The organism is Mycobacterium sp. 1245111.1 (genome assembly GCF_001673405.1).
GTDB lineage: Bacteria > Actinomycetota > Actinomycetes > Mycobacteriales > Mycobacteriaceae > Mycobacterium.
Genome location: NZ_LZLV01000142.1, coordinates 1 through 23,561, shown reverse-complemented (window position 1 = coordinate 23,561; position 23,561 = coordinate 1). Strand labels below are relative to the sequence as shown.

19 protein-coding genes and 2 tRNA genes are annotated in these 23,561 nt (G+C 66.0%); 16 read left to right on the top strand and 5 right to left on the bottom strand.

Going from position 1 to position 23,561, the window contains the following annotated elements:
* Nucleotides 1–6 precede the first annotated feature (6 nt).
* The 3 genes from A5658_RS22670 (at nucleotide 7) to A5658_RS29000 (ending at nucleotide 2,315) form a co-directional block, all read left to right on the top strand.
* Nucleotides 7–489 carry a ribose-5-phosphate isomerase gene (locus tag A5658_RS22670; RefSeq protein WP_067340419.1) on the top strand — a complete coding sequence of 161 codons (483 nt, stop codon included), beginning with the start codon at nucleotides 7–9 and terminating at the stop codon, nucleotides 487–489.
* 5 nt (nucleotides 490–494) lie between these two features.
* On the top strand, nucleotides 495–1,295 hold the full coding sequence (locus tag A5658_RS22665) for an Fpg/Nei family DNA glycosylase (RefSeq protein ID WP_067340415.1): 801 nt from the start codon (nucleotides 495–497) through the stop codon (nucleotides 1,293–1,295).
* 72 nt (nucleotides 1,296–1,367) lie between these two features.
* Nucleotides 1,368–2,315 carry a hypothetical protein gene (locus A5658_RS29000; protein ID WP_156751609.1) on the top strand — a complete coding sequence of 316 codons (948 nt, stop codon included), beginning with the start codon at nucleotides 1,368–1,370 and terminating at the stop codon, nucleotides 2,313–2,315.
* An 11-nt stretch (nucleotides 2,316–2,326) separates the two neighbouring features.
* On the opposite strand, the gene A5658_RS22655 is transcribed toward A5658_RS29000, so the two are convergent.
* Nucleotides 2,327–3,502 (bottom strand): serine hydrolase domain-containing protein, encoded by a 1,176-nt coding sequence (locus A5658_RS22655; RefSeq protein WP_067340408.1) that lies wholly within the window; start codon nucleotides 3,500–3,502, stop codon nucleotides 2,327–2,329.
* 115 nt (nucleotides 3,503–3,617) lie between these two features.
* Nucleotides 3,618–4,796: a hypothetical protein gene (locus tag A5658_RS22650; RefSeq protein ID WP_067340405.1), complete on the bottom strand. Its 1,179-nt coding sequence runs from the start codon at nucleotides 4,794–4,796 to the stop codon at nucleotides 3,618–3,620.
* Nucleotides 4,797–4,996: 200 nt separating this feature from the next.
* Between A5658_RS22650 and A5658_RS22645 the strand changes: the two genes are divergently transcribed.
* Nucleotides 4,997–6,415, top strand: coding sequence for a serine/threonine-protein kinase (locus tag A5658_RS22645; RefSeq protein WP_067340402.1), 1,419 nt, complete (start codon nucleotides 4,997–4,999; stop codon nucleotides 6,413–6,415).
* 13 nt (nucleotides 6,416–6,428) lie between these two features.
* On the opposite strand, the gene A5658_RS22640 is transcribed toward A5658_RS22645, so the two are convergent.
* Nucleotides 6,429–7,154 carry a hypothetical protein gene (locus A5658_RS22640; protein ID WP_231997416.1) on the bottom strand — a complete coding sequence of 242 codons (726 nt, stop codon included), beginning with the start codon at nucleotides 7,152–7,154 and terminating at the stop codon, nucleotides 6,429–6,431.
* Between the two features lie 229 nt (nucleotides 7,155–7,383).
* Here A5658_RS22640 and A5658_RS22635 point away from each other — a divergent pair, with 229 nt between their 5' ends.
* Complete coding sequence (locus tag A5658_RS22635; RefSeq protein WP_067340395.1) at nucleotides 7,384–8,517, top strand: BTAD domain-containing putative transcriptional regulator; 1,134 nt, start codon at nucleotides 7,384–7,386, stop codon at nucleotides 8,515–8,517.
* Nucleotides 8,518–8,537: 20 nt separating this feature from the next.
* Here A5658_RS22635 and A5658_RS22630 read toward each other — a convergent pair whose 3' ends face one another.
* A complete protein-coding gene (locus tag A5658_RS22630; protein WP_082993368.1) occupies nucleotides 8,538–10,262 on the bottom strand; it encodes an NHL repeat-containing protein in 1,725 nt (574 codons plus the stop codon).
* A gap of 659 nt (nucleotides 10,263–10,921) precedes the next feature.
* Between A5658_RS22630 and A5658_RS22625 the strand changes: the two genes are divergently transcribed.
* Together A5658_RS22625 and A5658_RS22620 are read left to right on the top strand one after the other, a co-directional pair.
* Nucleotides 10,922–12,247 (top strand): PPE domain-containing protein, encoded by a 1,326-nt coding sequence (locus A5658_RS22625; protein ID WP_067340390.1) that lies wholly within the window; start codon nucleotides 10,922–10,924, stop codon nucleotides 12,245–12,247.
* A gap of 50 nt (nucleotides 12,248–12,297) precedes the next feature.
* Nucleotides 12,298–13,572, top strand: a complete 1,275-nt coding sequence (locus A5658_RS22620) for a PPE domain-containing protein (RefSeq protein ID WP_231997415.1) — start codon at nucleotides 12,298–12,300, stop codon at nucleotides 13,570–13,572.
* On the opposite strand, the gene A5658_RS22615 is transcribed toward A5658_RS22620, so the two are convergent.
* Nucleotides 13,541–13,614, bottom strand: a tRNA-Gly gene (locus tag A5658_RS22615). The genes A5658_RS22620 and A5658_RS22615 overlap by 32 nt on opposite strands.
* 128 nt (nucleotides 13,615–13,742) lie before the next feature.
* On the opposite strand from A5658_RS22615, the gene A5658_RS22610 reads away from it, so the two are divergent.
* From A5658_RS22610 to mobA, 9 genes are all read left to right on the top strand, one after another.
* Nucleotides 13,743–13,816: transfer RNA gene (locus A5658_RS22610), tRNA-Pro, on the top strand.
* A 37-nt stretch (nucleotides 13,817–13,853) separates the two neighbouring features.
* Nucleotides 13,854–15,233, top strand: a complete 1,380-nt coding sequence (gene tig / locus A5658_RS22605; RefSeq protein WP_067340387.1) for a trigger factor — start codon at nucleotides 13,854–13,856, stop codon at nucleotides 15,231–15,233.
* Between the two features lie 113 nt (nucleotides 15,234–15,346).
* Nucleotides 15,347–15,934 carry an ATP-dependent Clp protease proteolytic subunit gene (locus A5658_RS22600; RefSeq protein ID WP_067340384.1) on the top strand — a complete coding sequence of 196 codons (588 nt, stop codon included), beginning with the start codon at nucleotides 15,347–15,349 and terminating at the stop codon, nucleotides 15,932–15,934.
* On the top strand, nucleotides 15,931–16,566 hold the full coding sequence (locus A5658_RS22595) for an ATP-dependent Clp protease proteolytic subunit (RefSeq protein ID WP_067340382.1): 636 nt from the start codon (nucleotides 15,931–15,933) through the stop codon (nucleotides 16,564–16,566). The genes A5658_RS22600 and A5658_RS22595 overlap by 4 nt, the downstream gene beginning before the upstream one ends.
* A 315-nt stretch (nucleotides 16,567–16,881) precedes the next feature.
* Nucleotides 16,882–18,165 (top strand): ATP-dependent Clp protease ATP-binding subunit ClpX, encoded by a 1,284-nt coding sequence (gene clpX, locus A5658_RS22590; protein WP_067340380.1) that lies wholly within the window; start codon nucleotides 16,882–16,884, stop codon nucleotides 18,163–18,165.
* Nucleotides 18,166–18,179: 14 nt separating this feature from the next.
* Nucleotides 18,180–19,463 (top strand): MFS transporter, encoded by a 1,284-nt coding sequence (locus A5658_RS22585; RefSeq protein ID WP_067340378.1) that lies wholly within the window; start codon nucleotides 18,180–18,182, stop codon nucleotides 19,461–19,463.
* Nucleotides 19,464–19,745: 282 nt separating this feature from the next.
* Nucleotides 19,746–21,686: a 2-oxoacid:acceptor oxidoreductase subunit alpha gene (locus A5658_RS22580; RefSeq protein ID WP_067340376.1), complete on the top strand. Its 1,941-nt coding sequence runs from the start codon at nucleotides 19,746–19,748 to the stop codon at nucleotides 21,684–21,686.
* A 6-nt stretch (nucleotides 21,687–21,692) separates the two neighbouring features.
* Nucleotides 21,693–22,772 carry a 2-oxoacid:ferredoxin oxidoreductase subunit beta gene (locus tag A5658_RS22575; protein WP_067340373.1) on the top strand — a complete coding sequence of 360 codons (1,080 nt, stop codon included), beginning with the start codon at nucleotides 21,693–21,695 and terminating at the stop codon, nucleotides 22,770–22,772.
* A 1-nt stretch (nucleotide 22,773) separates the two neighbouring features.
* Nucleotides 22,774–23,340: a molybdenum cofactor guanylyltransferase gene (gene mobA, locus A5658_RS22570; protein WP_067340371.1), complete on the top strand. Its 567-nt coding sequence runs from the start codon at nucleotides 22,774–22,776 to the stop codon at nucleotides 23,338–23,340.
* The last annotated feature ends 221 nt before the right edge of the window (nucleotides 23,341–23,561 follow it).

Here is a 23,561-nt window from a genome sequence, read left to right as displayed (position 1 = left end):
ACCGTCATGCGCGTCTACCTCGGCTCCGACCACGCCGGCTACGAACTCAAACAGCAGATCATCGAGCACCTGACGGCGGGCGGCCACGAGCCGATCGACTGCGGCGCCTACACCTACGACGCCGAGGACGATTACCCGGCGTTCTGCATCGCGGCGGCGTTGAAGACGGTTGCCGATCCGGACAGCCTCGGAATCGTGCTCGGCGGATCGGGCAACGGCGAGCAGATCGCGGCCAACAAGGTTCCCGGTGCGCGCTGCGCGCTGGCGTGGAGCGTGGAGACGGCCTCGCTGGCCCGTCAGCACAACAACGCTCAGCTGATCGGCATCGGCGGCCGCATGCACACCGTGTCCGAGGCGCTCGCCATCGTCGATGCCTTCCTGACCACACCGTGGTCGAAAGCCGAACGCCACCAACGGCGTATCGACATCCTCGAGGATTACGAGCGCACGCACATCGCGCCACCGGTGCCCGGCGCCGACGGCGAGTAGCCGGCATGCCCGAAGGGCATACCCTCCATCGACTGGCTCGTCTGCATCAGCGTCGGTTCGCGGGCTCGCCGGTGGCGGTCTCGAGTCCGCAGGGCCGGTTCGATGCGGCTGCGGTCGACGGGCAGGCGCTGCGACGGGCCACCGCTTGGGGCAAGCACCTTTTCCATCACTACGACGAGGGCGCGATCGTGCACGTGCACCTCGGCCTGTACGGCAAGTTCACCGAGTGGGCGCGATCGGTCGATGAGCCGCTGCCCGACGCGGTCGGAGCGGTGCGGATGCGCATGGTCGGCGCGGAGTACGGCACCGACTTGCGCGGGCCGACGGTGTGCGAAGTGATCGACGAGGCGCAGGTCGCCGACGTGGTCGCTCGGTTGGGTCCCGACCCGATTCGCAAGAACGCCGACCCGTCCTGGCCGTGGCAGCGGATCAGCAAGTCCCGCAGGCCAATTGGCGCGTTGTTGATGGACCAGACCATCATCGCCGGCGTAGGCAACGTCTACCGCAACGAGCTGCTGTTCCGCCACGGCGTCGACCCGTATCGGCCCGGCCAGAAGATCGGTGAGACCGAATTCGCCGAGGCGTGGACCGACTTGGTGGAGCTCATGAAAGTCGGTGTGCGGCGCGGCAAGATCATCACGGTGCGGCCCGAACACGACCTTGGCGCGCCGTCGTACGGGCCTGGCCGGCCGCGGACTTACGTCTACCGTCGTGCGGGCGAACCGTGTCGGGTGTGCGGAACTTCAATCCGCACAGCCGAATTGGAGGGCCGCAACCTCTTCTGGTGTCCGACCTGCCAGACCTGACAACGCAGCCTTCTCATCGGGTCAAAAGGATCCGCTGGGCTGGCGCATAGCCTCACGGCGTATCTATGAGCCATGAACAAGTTCGCCGGCAGCGCGATCGCGTCGGCAGCGATCGCCGCAGCGTTGGGATTTACCGGTCTGGGCAGCGTGCCCGAGGCCCACGCGCTACCACCGGGAGCGAACTGGTGCCCGGGTGATTTTTGGGACCCGTCGTGGGGCATCAACTGGGACTGGAACTCCTGCCACGGCAACGTGCTACCCCCGACCATCATCAACAACGGGCCGACGATCGTGCAGCGACCGCCGCCGATCATTAATCACCCGGGTGGCCCCGGTAACCCTGGTGGCCCCGGTAACCCTGGTGGCCCCGGTAACCCTGGTGGCCCCGGTAACCCCGGGGGACCTGGGGGTCCTGGTAACCCCGGCGGCCCGGGTGGGCCCGGCGGGCCGGGCGACGGAGGTCAGGGCGGCGACGGCGGCCATGGCGGCGAGGGCGGGCACGGCGGACACGGCGGCGACGGAGGACATGGCGGCGACGGAGGACATGGCGGCGACGGCGGTCACGGTGGCGACGGCGGTCACGGTGGCGACGGCGGTCACGGCGGCCACGGACCCGGTGGTCCGGGCGGGCCGGGTGGCCCTGGCGAGCCGGGAGGCGCTGGTGGACACGACCCCGGGGGACCGGGAGGTCCCGGTGAACCCGGCGGTCCGGGTGGGCATGGTCCCGGTGGACCCGGTGGTACCGAGCCCGGGGGACCGGGAGGTACCGAGCCCGGCGGACACGACGCCGGGCCGGGCGCGTCCGGTCCGGATGCCGGCGCCCCCGCGCCGGATGGCGGCGGATCGTCGAACGCCGGTGGACCATCGCCGGGATCCGACTCAAGCGGCGGTGGCGGCGCGTCGGGAAGCAGTGACTCGGGCGGCACCAGCGACTCCGGCGGCGGCGCGTCGGGAAGCAGTGACTCGGGCGGCGGGGGCGATTCGGGCGGCGGCAGTTCGGCAGGTGGCGGCGACTCGTAAAAGCCTGTGGCTCAATCGGTTTTGACGCCGAGGACCCGGTAGATCTCGTTGCTCATGACGACGCTGCGCGGATCGGCGTTGGCCTTGGTCGGGTCGAAGTGGTTCATCACGTAGGCGTAGCCGATCCGGTTCTCCAGGTCGACGAAGCCGAACGAACCGCCGAGACCGCCGTGGCCGAAGATCCACGGGTTGGGCCCGTTGACGCAGCGCTGGTTGAGCATGTAGCCCAACCCCCAGCCGTGGTCGGCCACGCGCGGACCAAGGACCAGATCCGACTCCAGCCCGCCCTGACAGACCCGGACCAGATCCATGTGCTTGCGGCTGAGCAGCTTCTCCTGCGCGAGAGCGTTGTAGAACGTCGCCAGCCCGAGCGCAGATACCTGGCCGTTGGTGCCCGGGAATTCGAGTTCACGCCAGAGATCCAGGTCGTTGGAACCGACCTCGTCATCCGGAGCGAACCCCATTGACACGGCCAAGCCCGCCTTGGGGTGCTCGTTCAGCGTGGTGGGGTAGCCGGGGGCGTTGACATCGGCCAGCATCTTGCGGATGTGCGGCTTGTCGATCCGGTCGGCGCATCGGTGCTGCATGCTGCGCGGCGTCCCGACGTGGATCTCGGCGCCCAGCGGTTCGGCGATCTCGGTGCGCAGGTACTGACCCACCGTGCCACCGGTGACGCGGCGGAAGATCTCGCCGAGGATGAAGCCGAAGGTGGTCATGTGGTAGCCCTGCGCTGTTCCCGGCTCCCACCACGGCTCGGCCGCGGCCAGCTGTTCGCAGACGAAATCCCAGTCGGTGACCTTGGTCCAGTCCATACGCTGACGCGGACCGATCACGCCGGATCGGTGGCTCATCACCATGCCGAGCGTGATGTCCTGCTTGCCGGCCTGGGCGAACTCGGGCCAGTACCGTGCCACCGGCGCGCTCAGATCGAGCTCACCGCGTTCGACGAGTCGATGCACACACGTGCTGGTCAGGCCTTTGGTTCCGGATAACACGGTGGACAGCGTGTCCACCTGCCACGGCTTGGTGCCGGCCTCGTCGGCCATTCCGGCCCAGAGATTGACGACCAGTTCCCCGTCGACCCATGCGGCGACCGCAGCGCCAATTTCCTTGCCCTGCAAGAAGTTCTGTTCGAACGCCTCGCGCACTCCGTCGAAACGCGTCTCGCATGAGCCGTGTATCTCGATGTCAGCCGTGGCGCTTGGATGCTGAATCGGTCAGCCTCCTCAGCTTGCCGGGGTTTGCCTCGCCGACCGCTCGGCCGGCGAAGGCGCGTAGAGCGCACTCAGCTTAGTCGGACATTCACCGTTGTCCCGGATACGGCACCGCCGTGGTGACGCCGCCGCCGTTGACGGATGGGCCGAGCAGCACAGTTGTGGAGCCGGCACCGGGGTTGTAGTCGAGGAGCGCCTCGCCGCCGCCGCAACCAGCCTTGCCTTGGAGCTCAAGGTGTCCGCCGTTGGCGCCGATGACACGGACGCTGCCCCGCGTGTTAGGCACCGACACTGGCGACGTCGTACCGTCGGCGTTCAGCTTCGCGAGGAAAATGACGCCGCACGCGCCTGCGGCCTGCAGGTACGTGCCTGACGGGAGTTGCCAAGCGGTCATGTCGCCGTAATCGGGGCCTTTGTGCCCGTCGTTCGGCGCGGTCAGGGCGGTCGGTTTCCCGCCGTCGATGGGCACCAGCCACAGTTGCGTTTGGGGAGTGGTATCGCACCGGGCGACGACGGTCGTCGAGGCGGCGTCCCACCACCGAGTCGGAGCACAGTGCGTCTGGCCCGCGATCGGCAGCGCCTTGCCGGCAGCTCCGTTGTTGCCCATAAGGGCAAGGCCGGAGGCGGTTCCCACCACCAGCTGTGTGCCGTCCGGCGTGGAGATATACCCGTGGAAATCCGGCCCCACCGGGTAGGTCAGCTGGTGCTTGCCGGCGAGGTCGACCCGCTCGAGTGAGCCGCTTTGCGGGGCATAGCCCCAGCGGGATAACAGCACAGCCTTGCCATCGGGCTGACTGTAGCGAGGGCTCAAATAGTTGCCGTCGACGGCGAACGTGGTGTGCGCGCCGGTGTGCAGATCGACCTCGGTCAGGACCGTCGAGTCGTGTACCTCGGTTGCGAACAGGGCTCGGCGGCCATCGCCCGACCAGTCGATCAAGTGTGGCGTCGAACTTTTGCCCGGCGGCGGGAACGTGGCGATCGCATAGCGGCCGCCCGCCGGGTCGACCAGGTACAGCGTCGTGGCGGCCTCTTCGTATGTCGGCTCTCCTGCGGGCGCTTTCTCACCCGGGCGACGGCCGGAAACTGGGCTCCACATCGCGAGCATCCAGCCCGGGCCGACCTGCGACCAGGGAACGGCGCCGATCGGCGCCTCGACGCCATGGGCAGCCGGTGAAGCGTCCGGCTCGGAGTGGGCGGTCGTCGCAAAGCCGACGGTTGCGGCAACCGTAGCCGCGGCGAACATCGCGAGCGTTGCGCTCTTCATCATGTCGGATCCTTCCCGCGTGAACGCCGGCCGCGATGGCCGGTCACGTCAAGGCTGCGGCGCAGGCCTTGCGGGACTCTCAACTGATTCTCGGCGAATTCTTGTGACGGGGTTGCAAGGGCAACTTGCAAGAGCAAACGGTCGCGTGAAGGCGGCCGCGGGGAGATACTGCGGTCGATATCTAAGGGAACAAGGGGATTGCCGTGGACTCGCGCGTCGGTACGACGTTCGGCAAGTACAGCATTACCGGCCTGCTCGGCAAAGGCGGGATGGGCGAGGTGTACGAGGCCTACGACAGCGACAAGGGACGCACCGTCGCGCTGAAGATACTCTCCGAGCAGTTTTCCAACGACGATGCTTTTCGGAGGCGATTCCAGCGCGAGTCTCGCGCGGCGGCGGTCTTGCAAGAGCCGCACGTCATCCCGATCCACGACTGGGGCGAGATCGACGGAAATCTCTATATCGACATGCGTTTGGTGCACGGGCAGACCCTGCTGGACATGATCGAAAAGGGTCCGCTGGACGCGTCGCGGGCGGTGAGCATCATCAGTCAAGTCGGCGCCGCTCTGGATGCGGCCCACGCCGAGGGTTTGATCCATCGGGACATCAAGCCGCAGAACATCATCGTCACACCGGCCGATTTCGCGTACCTGGTCGACTTCGGCATCGCCGAGGGCAGCGGCGAGACCCGGCTGACAACGGCTGGAAGTCAGATTGGCACGTTGAATTACATGGCGCCCGAACGGTTTCGCAACCAGGACAGCACCTCCGCCGTCGACGTCTACTCGCTCGCGTGTGTGTTGTACGAGTCGCTGACCGGGCAGATTCCCTTCACCCGTGACAGTCTGGAAAATCTGGTCGCGGCCCACATCGCCTCGCCGCCTCCGCGGCCGAGCGAGGCCAACGCGCGCCTGCCCGTGGCATTCGACGACGTGATCGCGCGTGGCATGGCCAAGGACCCCGACGATCGGTATGGATCCGCCGGCGGGCTTGGCCGGGCGGCCCAGCGCGCGCTGCAGACCGCCGCCAGCTCGACCCAGACCGCGGGCGCCCCCGCGATGGCCATGGGTGCCACCGTCACTCGACCGGCCGGGGGAGCGGTCACCGACCCCACGGCGTTGGTCCCTGGCGGCGAACCGGGTCAACGCCGCCGCGGGTGGGTGCTGCCGACGGTGATCGCGGTGGCCGCGGCGCTGATCCTCGGGGGCATCGGTGTGGTGATCGGCCTGCTGGCCAGCGGCAAATCTGGCCGACCCGCGACTACGGAGCCGATCTCTGCACTGCCGCCGCTGGTGACGGGACCGGACCTGAGCAGCCTGCATCAGTCCTGTGATCGGGGGTTTTCAATGCCGACCACCACCGGATTCGGCTCCCGCGGCGGGCGGGGAACACCCGAAACGTCATGCCTGTTCGCCAAGAGCGTGCTGAATTCCTACTGGGCCGAGTACGGCAATGCCAGCCCGCTACCGCGCGCCGTTTCGGCGCCGGGGGCGGTGGACTGCGCCTCGGTGCCCGGTGCGTTGTGCAATGGCTCGAACTTCCTCATGCATTGCCAACAGACCCCCGGAGACAGCTGGATCACCTGCATCGGGGGAAACAACGCTCGCGTCTATTTGTGGTGACGGCGCGGCCCTGTCAGCGGCCGCAGCGTCCCGCCGGTAGGGCCGAGAGGTGCGAGGCCAGCCACCCGGCCATCTCGGTGAGCGCCGCGGTACCGTCCTCGAACTTCCCGGAGGCAGGCTGCGCGGCTAGGGCGATGGCGACCATTCCGTTTGGGCTGGCGACTACACCCATCTGCCGCACCAGATAGCCGCCGGTTTCCGACGGGCCCCATCCGCCTTTGAATCGGCTGCCAGGAACGCTGCCCATGCCCCAGCGTTGGTCCCGTTGGATCCGCCCCATCAATGCGAAGATCGGATCATTTGCGCTGTCGCACACTGCGACTGAGATGAACCGTATCTGGTCGGCCAATGCCCATTCCGTCTGACCGGAGGCGGAGAACTCGGGCCGTACTTTTTGCGACTGGACGATCGTCGGGTCGCCCGCCTGTCGCAAGACGTCGTCCACTTTGTGCGCGGCGGTAACCGGATCGCCAAGGCCGGCCCACATCGCTTCTGCCGCCACGTTGTCAGATTCGGTGATAGCGGCTGTCATCGCGCTGGTGACCAGCGGCGGCCTCTCCTCGCGCAGCGCCGCGATTGCCATGGGAACCTTGATCGTCGACCAGGCAGGGCCACTTTGCCACTGTCCCAGCCTTATTGGAGTCTGTGCGGCACCGACGGCACTGACCTCGATGCCGACGACGGCGTGCAGCGTCGGCTCCAATTGGGCGAATTCGGCGGTTAGGGTCATAGGATCCATGACGGCCTCGTGAGCGCCGAGGCGGCGCCCGACGATAACGCCGGCGGCCAGAACCGCCGTCGCAAGCGCTGCGGTGCCGGCGATGAGCCACACACGCCGCCTCCAGCGCGAATCCGACCTGGTGCTCACGTGATGACCATCGAACACCGCTCGGTGACTGTCAACGAGGCGCTCTGGTTTGGATCGTCAATGACCGTGCGCAGCCCGCGTCGACGGCCCACAATGAGTCGTGACCTCCGGTTTGAGGTTCGGCCTCCTGGGGACGTTGCAGATCAACGTCGACGGGACCGACATGGCGTTGGGCGCGCCCAAGCAGCGGGCGGTGTTGGCGCTGTTGCTGATCAGTCGAAACCGCCCCGTCGCGATCGAGTCCTTGATAGACGCCGCGTGGCCGCAAGGTCCGCCGCCGGAGGCACGGGCGAGCTTGCACACATACGTCTCCAATATCCGGCGGTTGTTGAGCAACGCCGGCGTCGATTCCTCGGCGGTTCTGCAGAAAGCTCACCCGGGATATCGGCTGAACGTGCCTGACGCCGCTTGCGATATCGGCCGCTTCACTATCGAGCACACTGCCGGGATGAAAGCCGCCGCCGACGGTCGTTTCGAGCAGGCCAGCAGCCACCTGTCTGCAGCGCTGTCCGAATGGCGCGGACCGGTCCTGGAAGACCTGCGTGACTATGAGTTCGTCGACGCCTTCGGCGTGGCGCTGGCGGAAGACAGGTTGGTCGCGCAGACTGCACGCGCGGACGCTGAAATAGCCTGCGGCCGCACATATTCCGTACTCAGTGAGCTGGAATCGCTTGCGGCTGAGCATCCTTACCGTGAGCCAGTGTGGACACAGCTGATCACCGCCTACTACCTGGCGGGGCGGCAATACGACGCCCTGGAAGCGTATCGGCGGTTGAAGGCGACACTCTCCGATGAGCTGGGCATCGACCCCGGACCGACATTGCAGGATCTGCATCAGCGGATCCTTCGGCAGGAGCCGCTCGACGTCAGCCGCGTGGCCCGAGCGACGGCCAAACGCGCCGTCGCCACACTCCAGCGGCGCACCAACGTTTCCCGGCAATCGGTAGTCGCGTTACTACGCGACGCAGCAGGCGGAAGTCATCCGCTGCGCGGTGCCGCCACCCGCATCGGGCGCCTGCCCGACAACGACATCGTTCTCGACGATGCGATGGTCAGCCGCCACCACGCGATGATCGTCGACACCGGCGCCAGCTTCGTGATTACCGACCTTCGATCCGCCAACGGAGTCGAGTTGGGGGGCAGCCGGATTCGTGGCAGCGCAACGTTGGACGACGGTGACCGCATTCGCATCGGCGACCATGAATTCACCTTCGAAATCGGAGTCGACGGTTAAGCCAACAGCGCGGCTTCGGTTCATGGCTGACTCCTTTTCGCCGGTAGCTCGAGCACCCGGCCGTTGATGCTGTCCGCGACGTAGACGTTGAAGTCACCGTCCACCGCTATTCCCCAGGACCGAGAAAGTCCGTGCAGCGGCAGCACCGTTTGAGCGTTTGCGCCCGCTGCCAGTTTCAGCACCCGGCCGCCTTCGGTCGAGAAGCACGGCCGCTTGGACGCCGCGCACGGGTCGTGGTAATCGGTGACGTAGATGCTGCCGTCGGCGTCCACCGCGACGGCGTCGGGGTCACCGAGTCCGGTGAACGGCAGCACAGATTGATTGCCTTCTCCCGCAACCAATTTCAGTACCCGCTTGTTGCCGTAGTCGGTGACGTAGACGGTGCCGTTCGTGTCGACGACGACACGCTTCGGACGGTCGAGTCCGGTGAACGGCAGCACGGCTTGTTTGGTCGTCCCGGCGGCCAGTTTCAGCACTTCGTTCTTGTCGAAGTCGGCGACGTAGACGTTGCCGGCCGTGTCGACGGCGAGGCCTTCGGGGCGTTCGAGGTCGGTGAACGGCAGCGCCTTCGGGTTCTCGGCACCGGGCTCAAGCATCAGCACTCGGTGGTTGTTCTGGTCGGCCACGTAGACGCTGCCCGCCTGGTCGACTGCTACACCTTCGCCGATGTTCATGCCGGTGAACGGCACGACGGTCGGAGCACTCGCTCCCGCCGTCAGCTTCGACACGTGTCGGTCATCGGTGAGGTAGAGGTCGCCGCCGGAGGACACCGCAAGCCCGTTCGGGCTGGCCACATTCGAGAACGGCAACACGGTCAGGTGCTGTGCCCCTGGCTCCAGCTGGTAGACCCCGCCGTTGCTGGCGTCGGTGACGTCGAGGCTTCCGGCAGCATCCACCGTCACCGCAAAGGGGCCGCCAGGGCCACCGCCCAACTTGGTGCGTCGCGGCAGCACGGTCGCAGCGTCCGAACCCGCGGCCAGCATCCACACGCGCTGGCCCCTTGTGTCGGCGACGTAGACATTGCCTCGTCCGTCCACCGTCACACCGTGCGGGTCTGTGACTTCGGGGAACGGCAACACGATGGGAGTGCTTGATCCTGCTGTCAGCTTCAGCACCCGCGTGTTGCCGCGGTCGGTCACATAGAGGCTGCCGGCGCCGTCCACCGCTACTCCCTGCGGGTGCTTCAGGCCCGGGATCGACAGCACGGTCGGGGCGTTTGCCCCGGTGGCCAGCTCCAGTACCCGACTGTTGGAGAAGTCGGCGACGTACAGGTTGCCCCGCGGGTCCAACGCAAGAGCACCAGGGTGGTTCAGACCGGTGAACGGCAGCGTGGTGGGAGTGTTCTGGCCGGGCGCCAGTTTCAGCACTCGATTGTTGCCCTCATCGGTGAGGTAAAGATTGCCCGCTGGATCCACCGCCACACCGTTGGGGTTGTTGAGGCCGGTGAACGGCATCAGTGTAGGAACGGTCGCGCCCTTCGCGAGCTTCCACACCTGGTGCTTGGAGTAGTCGGTGACATAGGTGTTGCTCGCGCTGTCGACCGCGATGCCGGTCGGGATTGCGAGGTCAATGAACGGCAGCAAGACCTGAGACGCGTACGACACCGCACGCGGCTTCGACGCCTGATGTCCGATGAGAGCGGCGATGCTCGCCATGACGGCGCCGACGACAAGCAAAGCCGCCGCGACGACGAGGGTGATTCTGGCCCGTCGGCTCAGGCGACGAGGTGGAGGTGTTGCGGTCATGACGGTGTCCTTCCGAGAAAAGCAGCTGGCGGCAGACGGTTGTGGCTGGCCTTCACAGGTTGCTCGGGACACCTCGGCGACTTCTCAAGTCTTTCTTGGAGAAGTCGGGTAATCGATTGGCACACCGGCCTCTCCTCGGCGTGTTCCGTCCGTCGGGGATTGAGACCAGCTCTGGCGCTGCCGGACTTTAGGCGCGCGAAAAGTGGTCCAGTGCAAACAGATCCGCGCGGGTCGTCGCACTACGCGGATTGACGGCGAGCGAGACCAGGGTGAGATCGATGATGGCCTGCCCGCACGACCATGACTTATGAGGTTCCCCTGAAGTAGCGGACGAGGTAGCCCAGGGGCGGTGATCCCCTGCAAGGGTGCTCCTATGCCTCGTCCTTGGCTTTCGCTTTCCGAATCGCTTTCACCTGATGACCGTGACGAGTTGATCGAGCCGTGGGCACAGGTAGCTGAGCCGTCCAAGGACATCACGGCCTTGGAAAACGCCTCGGCGTAGTTCGCGGGCAAGCATCCAGGGTGAGCCGGTTTCGATGCTCATGACCAGCGAGGGCGCCGGCATCGATATCACGCACACGATCGTGCTGCCCCGGGCAAGAACCCCGGCGGCGCGCGAACGACGGTGCCAACCGCGGTGATCTGAAGGAGTAGCGGGCATGGATTTCGTGAGCTATCCGCCTGAGATCAACTCGGCCCGGATGTACACCGGCCCCGGTTCGGCGCCCCTACTGGCTGCGGCCGGGGCGTGGGGTGCGCTCGCCGATGAACTGCACTCGGCAGCGGATTCGTATCGAGCGGTCACGGCGGAACTCACTAGCGGCCCCTGGTTGGGGGCGGCGTCGGCGTCGATGAGCGCGGCTGCGTCCACATACGCGGCATGGTTGCGGGCCACCGCCGTGCGGGCCGAACAGACTTGTATGCAGGCCAAGTCCGCGGCGGCCGCGTATCAAACGGCGTTGTCCGCAACGGTCCCGCCGCCGGTGGTGGCGGCCAACCGCGCTGAGCTGATGACGCTGGTCGCGACCAACCTGATCGGCAGAAACAGCCACGCGATCGCGGCTACCGAAGCCGAGTACGCGGAGATGTGGGCTCAGGATTTGGAGGCCATGTACGGCTATGCCGCCTCGTCGACCTCGTCCACGGTGCTGACACCGTTCGACCCGCCGCCGCGGACCACCAATGCGGCCGGCTTGGTCGAGCAAGCCGCCGACGACGTCAGCACCGCCGTCGAAGGCAATGCGCGGCAAGCCCTTTCCGCCGCGTCTAGCGCACTGCCGAGCGGCGCCGAGGCGGAGTTGTTGGCCCTCGTGGCTGACTTCTTCACCGTCCTGTTGGCGGTGCCGGCGTTCTACTCCCTTTTCATCGCCGTACCTGCCAACGTGGTCGGGATCATCGGTTTTCCAGTCGCCCTCGTCGGCACCGGGGTTGGCCTTCACACCGACGAGATCATCAGCGGCTGGAACGGTGAGGAGCCCTATCCGGGCACCGACCCGGCACCCGTCGAGCCGTTCCCGGCGCCGTTGCTCAATTTGCCGGCGGGCACGGTGCCGGCGCGGAGCGTCGAAGTCGGCCTCGGTGAGGCCCGCATCATCGGCGGCATGTCCGTGCCGCCTACCTGGACTGCCGGCACGTCGGAGGTGCGTCCCGTCGCCTACACCCTGCCGGGGACTGCTGCCGCCGCCAGTGCCGTTCCCGAGGCAGAGGCCGGTTTCGGCGGCACGCTCGGCGAGATGGCACTGGCCGGGATGGCCGGCCGGATCATGGCCGACGCCGTCGGCGCCGGGGCGGGAAGGACAGCGCAGCATGCCCGGGCGGCCCTCAGCGGAGCTCGGCCGATGAACGAGGCGGCCGCGCAGGAAGATCACCGGGCAGTGGTGACCGGCGTAGCGGCTGAACTCCGCGAGTTCGCCAAGCTCGTTGACGAGGGACTTCTGACCAACGACGAATATCTCCACCAGAGGAAGCGGCTGCTAGGTCTCTGAAACGCCCACCGCCATCAGGCGAACGCATCAGTCGTCTCAAAGAGGTCAGCGTGCCAACAGATTTCGGGATCTACCCGCCGGAAATCAACTCACTTCGGATGTACACCGGGCCGGGTCCGGGGCCGATGCTGTCCGCTTCTCAGGCCTGGGACGACTTGGCCGACGAGCTGTACACGGCGGCCGTCGGATACCGATCAGTGGTGTCGGAACTCACTCGAACGGTCTGGTCGGGCCCGTCGTCCGAAGCGATGAGCGTCGCCACCGAACGTCACGTCCGGTGGCTCAGCACCACCGCGGCGCAAGCCCAGCAGTCCGCCTTTCAGGCTCGATTGGCTGCTGCCGCTTACGAGGCGGCATTCGCGGCGACGGTGCCGCCGCCGGAGGTTGCCTCCAACCGCAGCCTGCTGGTGGTGTTGGTGGCAACCAACGTGTTGGGACAGAACACGCCCGCGATCGCAGCTACCGAGGCGCTCTACGCCGAGATGTGGGCTCAGGACGCGATGGCGATGTACAACTATGCGGGCTCGTCAGCCGCTGCCGCCGTGCTGACGCCGTTCAGCCCTCCGGACGATGTCGCCCCTAGCGCCATATCGGTTGTGCCGCAAGCTCTGTCGGCGTTGGCGACGCCGGCACAAGGAGAACAACTCGGCCTGTTGGCCAGCCTGATCGCAATCTTCGTGAATTCGCCGGGCGATCTCGCCGCCCTTCTCGTGCTGGCGCCGGTGGACGCGCTCACCGGATTCGCCGAAGTTCCGCCGTCTGTGTTCACCACCCTGTCGGGTATCCCGGACGACGAAACCTTCAGCCACTACAACGGCGAAGAAGCGTGGCCGGAATCCGGGCCGGCGAGTGTCGAACCCTTTCCGGCGACGCTTCCCAACCCTCCCGCCGGCGCGCTGTCCGCGCCGACGGCAACAGCTGCTCTGGGTGAGGCGGACATGGTCGGGAAACTTTCGGTGCCGCCGAGCTGGGTGGTAGCCGCGCCTGAGGTTCGTGCCGTCGCGCTGACCACCCCGGTCACCGCAGCGCCCACGGCGGCGGCAGAGGTCGAAGCGGCGATGATGGGGCAGGCCATGGCCGGACGGCCGCGCCCCGCTGTCGACGAGAACGCCACACCCGTCACTCACGCGCGGCTGCCTGTGCCGGCCGCAGCCGCAAAGGCGCCGCGGCCCGTCGTCACGGGTGTCGTGGCCGCGATCCGCGCCATCGCCCGGCAGCGCGCCGAAGGGATGCTCAGTGAGGAGGATTACGCCCAGCGAAAAAAGGACCTGCTCGAGGGCGCGCTGGTCCGTGTGGAGCGGGCGACGGGAATCGAACCCGCGTAGCTAGTTTGGAAGACTAGGGCTCTACCATTGAGCTACGCCCGCGTGTATTGAGTCGAGCGAGACTTTACGGCGCGGCAGACATCAAATCCAAATGTTGTCGTCCTGTGTTCAGGTCGTGAGACCAGCACACAGGCCTGGCGAACCGTGGCCGTAGGATCGCGTGGTCACCGCGGGGTGTAGCGCAGCTTGGTAGCGCATCCGCTTTGGGAGCGGAAGGCCGCAGGTTCAAATCCTGTCACCCCGACTGGCACGTCACATCAGCACAAGCAAGGAGCACACCCGTGAAGAGCACCGTCGAGCAGCTGAGCCCCACCCGGGTTCGCATCAACGTAGAGGTGCCGTTCGGGGAACTTAAGCCGGACTTCGACCGGGCCTACAAAGAGCTCGCCAAGCAGGTCCGGCTGCCGGGCTTCCGTCCTGGCAAGGCGCCCGCGAAATTGCTGGAGGCCCGAGTCGGCAAGGAGGCGATCCTCGACCAGGTCGTCAACGAGGCGCTGCCGAGCCGCTACGGCCAGGCGGTCACCGAAGTCGACGTGCGACCCCTCGGCCAGCCCGAGATCGACGTCACCAAGAAGGTGTACGGCGAGGAGCTGGTCTTCACCGCCGAAGTCGACGTGCGGCCCGACTTCGCCCTGCCCGACCTCAGCACACTGAAGATCACCGTCGACCCGATCAAGGTCAGCGACGAGGACGTCGACACCGAGCTGCAGAACCTGCGCGCCCGGTTCGGCACCCTGACCGGCGTCGAGCGGCCCGTCAAGACCGGCGACTTCGTATCGATCGACCTGTCGGCGACCATCGACGGCGAGGACGTGCCCGAGGCGTCGACGAAGGGTCTGTCGCACGAAGTCGGCTCCGGTCAGCTCATCGAAGGTCTCGACGACGCGATCGTCGGACTGTCGGCCGGCGAGTCGAAGACCTTTACCGCCGAGCTGGCCGCCGGCCCGCACGCCGGCAAGGGGGCCGAGGTCACGGTCACCGTGGTGACGGTCAAGGAACGTGAGTTGCCCGAACCGGATGACGAATTCGCCCAACTAGCAAGCGAATTCGACACGATCGACGAATTGAAGGCGAACCTCTCCGAACAGGTCAGCCGGGTCAAGCGGGTGCAGCAGGCCGAGCAGATCCGCACGGCCGCGATCGAGGCGCTGCTCGACGGCGTCGAGATACCGTTGCCGGAAGCGATCGTGCAGGCCCAGGTGGACAACACCATTCACAACGCGCTGCACGGGCTCAACCACGACGAGGCCAAGCTCGCCGAGGCCCTCGAGAAGCAGGGCACGACGCGCGAGAAGTTCGACGCCGACGCCCGCACCGAGGCCGAAAAGGCCATCAAGACGCAGTTGCTGCTCGATGCGCTGGGCGACGACCTCGACATTCAGGTCGGCCAGGACGACCTCACCGAGCGGCTGGTGACGACGTCGCGGCAGTACGGGATTCAGCCGCAGGAGCTGTTGAGCTACCTGCAGCAGCAAAACCAGCTGCCGGCGATGTTCGCCGACGTGCGCCGTGGCAAGACCATTGCCGCCGCCGTCGAGGCCGCGACTGTCAGCGACACCGATGGAAACGTGATCGACACCTCCGAATTCTTCGGCAGCCGCGACGCCCAAGACGACGAAGATGCAGAGTCATCCGAGGAGCCGTCAGGCGACACGAAGTGACGCTGTGAGCGAACGCGGGCGCTTCGGGGAGTGCTGAGGAGTCGGGGTTGGTTAGTGTCGGTGAATATGGAACTCGAGAAAGTAGGTAACCCACTGTGAGCCGTGGGAACGAAATGCGCGGCAGCGCGCTGGGTCTGAACCTCACCGACTCGGTCTATGAGCGTCTGCTCTCCGAGCGCATCATCTTCCTGGGGTCACAGGTCGACGACGACATCGCCAACCGGCTGTGCGCACAAATCCTGCTGCTCGCCGCCGAGGACGCGACCAAGGACATCCACCTCTACATCAACTCGCCCGGCGGATCGATCAGCGCCGGGATGGCGATCTACGACACGATGGTGCTGGCGCCCTGCGACATCGCCACCTACGCCATGGGCATGGCCGCGTCGATGGGCGAGTTCCTGCTGGCCGCCGGCACCAAAGGCAAGCGCTACGCGCTGCCGCACGCGCGGATCCTGATGCACCAGCCGCTGGGCGGGGTGACCGGTAGCGCGGCCGACATCGCGATCCAGGCCGAGCAGTTCCACGTCATCAAGAAAGAGATGTTCCGGCTCAACGCCGAGTTCACCGGCCAGACCCAGGAACGCATCGAGGCCGACTCCGACCGCGACCGGTGGTTCACCGCTCAGGAAGCGCTGGAATACGGATTCGTCGACCACATCATCACCCGCGCCGCTCACATCAGTGGAGAAGCAGAATGAACCCCGAAATCCAGCCGCAGGCGCGCTACATCCTGCCGTCTTTCGTCGAGCACTCCAGCTGGGGCGTCAAGGAGTCAAACCCGTACAACAAGCTGTTCGAGGAGCGCATCATCTTCCTCGGGGTTCAGGTCGACGACGCCTCGGCCAACGACGTCATGGCGCAGTTGCTGGTGTTGGAGTCGCTTGATCCCGACCGCGACATCACCATGTACATCAACTCGCCCGGCGGCAGTTTCACGTCGCTGATGGCGATCTACGACACGATGCAGTACGTCCGTGCCGACATTCAGACCGTGTGCCTGGGACAGGCCGCCTCGGCCGCGGCGGTGCTGCTCGCTGCGGGCAGCCCGGGGAAGCGGATGGCGCTGCCCAACGCTCGGGTGCTGATTCACCAGCCGTCGCTGTCCGGGGTGATCCAGGGCCAGTTCTCCGACTTGGAGATCCAGGCCGCCGAGATCGAGCGGATGCGCACTCTGATGGAGACGACGCTGGCTCGCCACACCAACAAGGACGCCGCGACGGTCCGCAAGGACACCGACCGGGACAAGATCCTGACTGCCGCCGAGGCGAAGGACTACGGGATCATCGACACGGTCCTGGAGTACCGCAAGCTTTCCGCGTCGCCCGCCTAACCGGCTGCCGCGCAGGGTAGTTCAGCGCGGTCGTCACACCACCGTTGGCGATCAACGCGTAACGTCGAGTGCGGCGGAACCGACAGGCCTCCACGTAGGGCACGTCGGACTCAGTCGTATAACGGGCGCGACACAGCGGCGCGCCCGCCGAGCATAGGACCGCCCGAGGCGATATGTTCTGGACGCACAACACGAATATCACCGACGCGATTCACCTCTATCGGTCGCATCGCCGTGGAGCAAGCGGGTAGCGTCGGTCAATACACGCGACATAGCACCATCGAGACGGTGAACAGGAAGTAGGCCCCCAGCACCATGGCGCGCATCGGAGACGGCGGTGACCTGCTGAAGTGCTCGTTCTGCGGGAAGAGCCAGAAGCAGGTCAAAAAGCTCATTGCGGGGCCTGGCGTTTACATCTGCGATGAGTGCATCGATCTGTGTAACGAGATCATCGAAGAGGAACTCGCCGACGCCGACGACGTAAAACTTGACGAACTGCCCAAGCCCGCCGAGATCCGGGAATTCCTGGAGGGCTATGTCATCGGCCAGGACACTGCCAAACGCACCCTGGCCGTCGCGGTATACAACCACTACAAGCGTATCCAGGCTGGTGAGAAGGGGCGCGAGTCCCGTTCCAGCGAGTCCGTCGAGCTGACCAAGTCCAACATCTTGATGCTGGGACCCACTGGTTGTGGAAAGACCTACCTGGCCCAGACGCTGGCCAAGATGCTCAACGTTCCGTTCGCGATCGCCGACGCCACCGCCCTGACCGAGGCGGGCTATGTCGGTGAAGACGTCGAGAATATTCTGCTCAAGCTGATCCAGGCCGCCGACTACGACGTCAAGCGCGCCGAGACCGGCATCATCTACATCGACGAGGTCGACAAGATCGCCCGCAAGAGCGAGAACCCCTCGATCACGCGTGACGTCTCCGGTGAAGGTGTCCAGCAGGCGCTGCTGAAGATCCTGGAAGGCACGCAGGCCTCGGTGCCCCCGCAAGGCGGTCGCAAGCACCCGCACCAAGAGTTCATCCAGATCGACACCACCAACGTGCTGTTCATCGTGGCCGGCGCCTTCGCCGGGCTGGAGAAGATCGTGTCCGACCGCATCGGCAAGCGTGGCCTCGGCTTCGGCGCCGAAGTGCGCAGCAAGGCCGAGATCGACACCCAGGACCACTTCGCCGAGGTCATGCCCGAAGACCTGATCAAGTACGGCCTGATCCCCGAGTTCATCGGGCGTCTGCCGGTGGTCGCTTCGGTGACCAACCTGGACATGGAGTCGTTGGTCAAGATCCTGTCGGAGCCCAAGAACGCCCTGGTCAAGCAGTACACCAGGCTGTTCGAGATGGACAACGTCGAACTCGAGTTCAGCCAGGACGCCCTGGAGGCGATCGCCGAGCAGGCGATCCACCGTGGCACCGGGGCCCGCGGGCTGCGCGCGATCATGGAAGAAGTCCTGCTGCCGGTGATGTACGACATCCCCAGCCGCGACGACGTCGCCAAGGTCGTGGTGACCAAGGAGACCGTGCAGGACAACGTGCTGCCGACGATCGTGCCGCGCAAGCCTTCGCGTGCCGAGCGCCGCGACAAGAGCGCGTAGCAGCCCGATAACCCTTGAGCGCCGAGGCCGCTGACGCGGTACCGGCTCGGGTTTCTCGCCCGCTTGATCTGGCGAACTTCTTCCTGGCCGATGTGCGCGACGGCCTAGGGCCGTACCTGTCGATCTACCTGCTGCTGACGCATCACTGGGATCAGGCTTCGATCGGCTTCGTGATGGGGGCCGGCGGCATCGCGGCGATCGCCGCGCAGACACCGGTTGGTGCGCTGGTGGACCGCACGTCGGCCAAGCGTGCGCTGATCGTGGCCGGCGCGGTGGCCGTTACGGGCGGAACGCTGGCCATGCCGCTGTTTCCGCACTTTTCGGCCATCGCAGTGCTGCAGGCGCTGACGGGCGTCGCCGGCTCGGTGTTCGCTCCGGCGCTGGCCGCGATCACGCTGGGCCTCGTCGGCGCCCGGCGCTTCTCCCGCCGCATCGGGCGCAACGAGTCGTTCAACCACGCCGGCAATGCCACCGCCGGTGTCATCACCGGGGGATTGGCATACGGATTCGGCCCAGTGGTCGTGTTCTGGGTGCTGGCCGCCATGGCCGCGCTGAGCATGGTTGCGACGCTGTCGATCCCGGGCGCGGCGATCGACCACGACCGGGCCCGCGGCATGGATCACGCGGCCGGCGAGGCCCACCCGCGGCCGTCGGGTTTCGCGGTGCTGTTCCGCGATCGCCGGCTGCTGATCTTCGCTGCTGCCATGGTCACCTTTCACCTCGCCAACGCCGCGATGCTGCCGCTCGTCGGACAGGTGCTGGCCCTGCAGAACAAAGACGTCGGCACCGCGCTGATGGCGTCGTGCGTGGTGGCCGCGCAAGTGGTCATGGTGCCGATGGCATACCTGGCCGGCGCCAAGGCCGACAGCTGGGGGCGCAAGCGGATCTTTCTGATCGGGTTCGCGTTCCTGACCGTGCGGGGATTCCTCTACACGCTGTCCGACAGCCCCTATTGGTTGGTCGGCGTCCAGGTTCTCGACGGCGTCGGGGCCGGCATTTTCGGCGCGCTGTTCCCGCTCGTCGTGCAGGACCTGACGCACGGCACCGGACGGTTCAACGTGAGCCTCGGCGCATTGACGACGATGTGGGGCCTTGGCGCCGCGTTGTCGAATATCTTGGCCGGCTGGATTGTGGTAGTCGCGGGCTACCGTGCGGCCTTCATTTCGCTGGGAATTATCGCCGCCACCGGCCTGACGCTGTACGCCACGGCCATGCCCGAAACCGGGCCCAAGAGGGCCCGGAAAGGTGGGTTAGCCCAGGCTGGCGGCCTCCCCCAAATGGGGGAGGCGGATCGCTAGCAAATGTTACTCACGCGTAACTTCGATTCTTAGACTTCGCAGCCCGACAAAAGTGACGAACACCACACTTCGCGTTTGCTGATATTGACCGCGTGTGTCTGACCTCGCGTTTTGGCCGAGAAGCGGTAGCGTGGAGGCATGGACGACCGTCCATGAATCCCTAAGAGAAGTGCAATAATCGGTACCGCCAGTGACATAAAAATCGGTCGGGGCGGTACTCGGACGATTCGCCCCGGTTTCGACCACATGCCGGGGCGGTGAACAGCTACGGGAGGCGGCGACGTGGGTCCGAACGGAAACGGAGCCGACACTGCGCGCCCCGGCCGGAGAAAGCCGGAGAAGCTAGAGAAGATCGTCATCCGTTTCGCGGGCGACTCCGGTGATGGTATGCAGCTCACCGGTGACCGATTTACTTCCGAGGCAGCGCTTTTCGGTAACGACCTGGCCACCCAACCGAGCTACCCGGCCGAGATCCGCGCTCCGCAGGGCACCCTGCCCGGCGTCTCGTCATTCCAGATTCAGATCGCCGACTACGACATTCTGACCGCCGGTGACCGGCCCGACGTCCTGGTCGCGATGAACCCCGCGGCCCTGAAAGCCAATATCACCGACCTGCCGATCGGCGGGCTGGTGATCGCCAACTCCGACGAGTTCACCAAACGCAACCTCGCCAAGGTCGGCTACGACAACAACCCGCTGGAGACCGGCGAGCTGTCCGACTACAAGGTCGAAGCCGTCCCAATGACCACGCTGACCCTTGGCGCCGTCGAGGTCATCGGAGCCACCAAGAAGGACGGCCAGCGCGCCAAGAACATGTTTGCGCTCGGTCTGTTGTCGTGGATGTACGGACGCGAGCTCGAGGCCAGCGAGCGATTCATCAACGAGAAGTTCGCCCGCAAGCCCGATGTCGCCCAGGCGAACGTCCTGGCGCTGAAGGCGGGCTGGAACTACGGCGAGACCACCGAGGCCTTCGCGGTCACCTACGAGGTGGCGCCGGCGAAGCTGCCGCCTGGTGAATACCGGCAGATCTCGGGCAACACCGCGCTGGCCTACGGGATCGTCGCGGCCGGTCAACTGGCCGACCTCCAGGTCATGCTGGGCAGCTACCCGATCACGCCCGCGTCGGACATCCTGCACGAGCTGTCCAAGCACAAGAACTTCAACGTGCTGACCTTCCAGGCCGAGGACGAAATCAGCGGTATCTGCGCCGCGTTGGGCGCCTCCTACGGCGGCGCGCTCGGCGTTACCAGCACTTCGGGGCCGGGGCTGTCGCTGAAGTCCGAAGCCCTGGGCCTCGCGGTGATGACCGAGTTGCCGCTGATCGTCATCGACGTCCAGCGCGGTGGGCCGTCGACGGGTCTGCCGACCAAGACCGAGCAGGCCGACCTGCTGCAGGCGCTCTACGGACGCAACGGCGAGTCGCCGGTGGCCGTGCTGGCTCCTCGTTCGCCCTCGGACTGCTTCGACGTCGCGCTTGAGGCGGTGCGCATCGCGGTGGGCTACCACACCCCGGTGGTGATCCTGTCGGACGGCGCGATCGCCAACGGCTCCGAGCCCTGGCGGATCCCGAATGTCGATGAGCTGCAACCCATTCAGCACACCTTCGCCAACCCCGACGAACCGTTCCAGCCCTACGCCCGCGACCCGGAGACGCTCGGCCGGTTGTTCGCCATTCCGGGAACTCCAGGGCTCGAACACCGCATCGGTGGTCTGGAATCCGCCAACGGGACTGGCGCCATCTCCTACGATCCGGCCAACCACGACCTGATGGTGCGGCTGCGCGAAGCGAAGATCGAGGGGATCTCGGTTCCCGACCTGGTGGTCGACGATCCGACCGGTGACGCCGAGCTGCTGCTGATCGGGTGGGGTAGCTCTTACGGTCCGATCGGGGAGGCGTGCCGGCGCGCGCGTCGCAACGACATCAAGGTCGCCCACGCGCACCTGCGCAGCCTGCGCCCGTTCCCGGCCAACCTGGGCGAGGTGCTCCGGCGCTACCCGCAGGTGGTGTGCCCGGAGATGAACCTCGGTCAGCTGGCGCTGCTGCTGCGCGGAAAGTATTTGGTCGACGTGCAATCCGTCACGAAGGTTCAGGGCGTCTCGTTCCTGGCCGACGAGATCGGACGCGTCATCCGGGCAGCGTTGGGCGGGACGCTGGCCGAAATCGAGCAAGACAAGACAATGGTCGCGAGATTGGCGGCGGCCACGGTTGGAGCAGGGAGCTAGTTGCACATGACTGACCTGATCGGCACAGACCTCGGCCTGACGGACATGCTGTCCGGGCACGGCCGCGTGCCCACCACGGATCAACCGCAGAAGGCCAAGGACTTCACCAGCGACCAAGAGGTCCGCTGGTGCCCCGGCTGCGGTGACTACGTCATTCTCAACACGATGCGAAACTTCTTGCCCGAGTTGGGGTTACGGCGCGAGAACATCGTCTTCGTCAGCGGCATCGGGTGCTCGAGCCGGTTCCCGTACTACCTGGAAACCTATGGCCTGCACTCCATCCACGGACGTGCGCCGGCGATCGCCACGGGCTTGGCGCTGTCGCGGGAAGACCTGTCCGTCTGGGTCGTCACCGGCGACGGCGACGCGTTGTCGATCGGTGGTAACCACCTGATCCACGCGCTGCGCCGCAACATCAACCTGACGATCCTGCTCTTCAACAACCGGATCTACGGGTTGACCAAGGGTCAGTATTCGCCGACCTCGGAGATCGGCAAGGTCACCAAGTCGACGCCGATGGGCTCGCTGGACCAGCCGTTCAACCCGGTATCGCTGGCCCTCGGCGCCGAGGCGAGTTTCGTTGGCCGCGCGCTGGATTCGGACCGCAAGGGCCTCTCGGAGGTGCTGCGTGCCGCAGCCGCGCACCGGGGTTCGGCGCTCGTCGAGATTTTGCAGGACTGCCCGATCTTCAACGACGGCTCCTTCGATGCGCTGCGTAAAGAAGGCGCCGAAGAGCGGGTGATCAGCGTGCACCACGGCGAGCCGATCGTCTTCGGCTCGGGCGACGAATACTGCGTCGTGCGATCCGGCTTCGGACTCGAAGTGGCCAAGACCGCCGATGTCAAGGCCAGCGAGATCGTCGTGCACGATGCGCACGCCGACGACTCCGCTTACGCCTACGCGCTGTCGCGGCTTTCGCAGCAGAACCTCGAGCACACGGTGATGGGGATCTTCCGTCAGGTCAGCCGGCCCACCTACGACGACGCCGCGCGGTCACAGATCCAGGCCGCGCAGGAATCCAAGCCTTCCGACCGTGCCGCGTTGCAGTCGCTGCTGCACGGCCGTGACACCTGGACTGTGAACTGAGATGACCGCTACGGGTAAGCCGGCCTCGCTCGCCGGCGTGGTGTTGGCGGCGGGCGCCTCGCCCTGGCAGGGTCGCGCCAAGGCGCTCAAGCAGATTCGCGACGGGCACACAACGGCGGTCGAGCACGTCGTGAGCGTGGTCGCCGAGCGGTGCCAGCCCGTCTTCGTGGTGACCTCGCCAGGACAGTCGGTGCCGGAGCTCCCGGCAGAGGTTGTGCGCGACGATGTGCGCGGGCACGGACAGCTGTCCGCCGTCGGCCGTGGGCTTCGCGCCGCCGCCGAGGCCGGGGAGAAGTACGCGTTCGTGTGCTCCGTTGATGCGGAGCTACTCGACCCCGACGTGATCGACGTGCTGGTCGCCCGTGCGGCCGCGGTGGACGCCGACATCGTGTTGCCGTGGGACGGCACGAATCACTACCTGGCGGCGGTGTATCGCACCGAATTGGCCGCTGTGGTAGACGATCTCGTCGCTGCCGGCGAACGGGGCATCTCCGCGTTGATCGCTCGGGTCGATTCGCAACGAGTCGTGATCTCCGATGCCGATTCGCATAGCCTGTCGCACGCCTGAGGCTATTTCTTCACGGGCGCAATGCATTTGGTTGCTGACCGGTGCTGCCGTCGGGTGAAACTACGCTAGCGCAGCGCGAAAGTAATTGTCCTGCAGCCAATTTCAGTAAATAATCGCAGTGCGCTGCATCCAAAGTGGATCAGAGACTCGAAATCGCTTGTGACACGCCAAGCTAACGTGTGATCTTGATAACTTTTGGTGCGCAAACCTGTGTGTCGGAC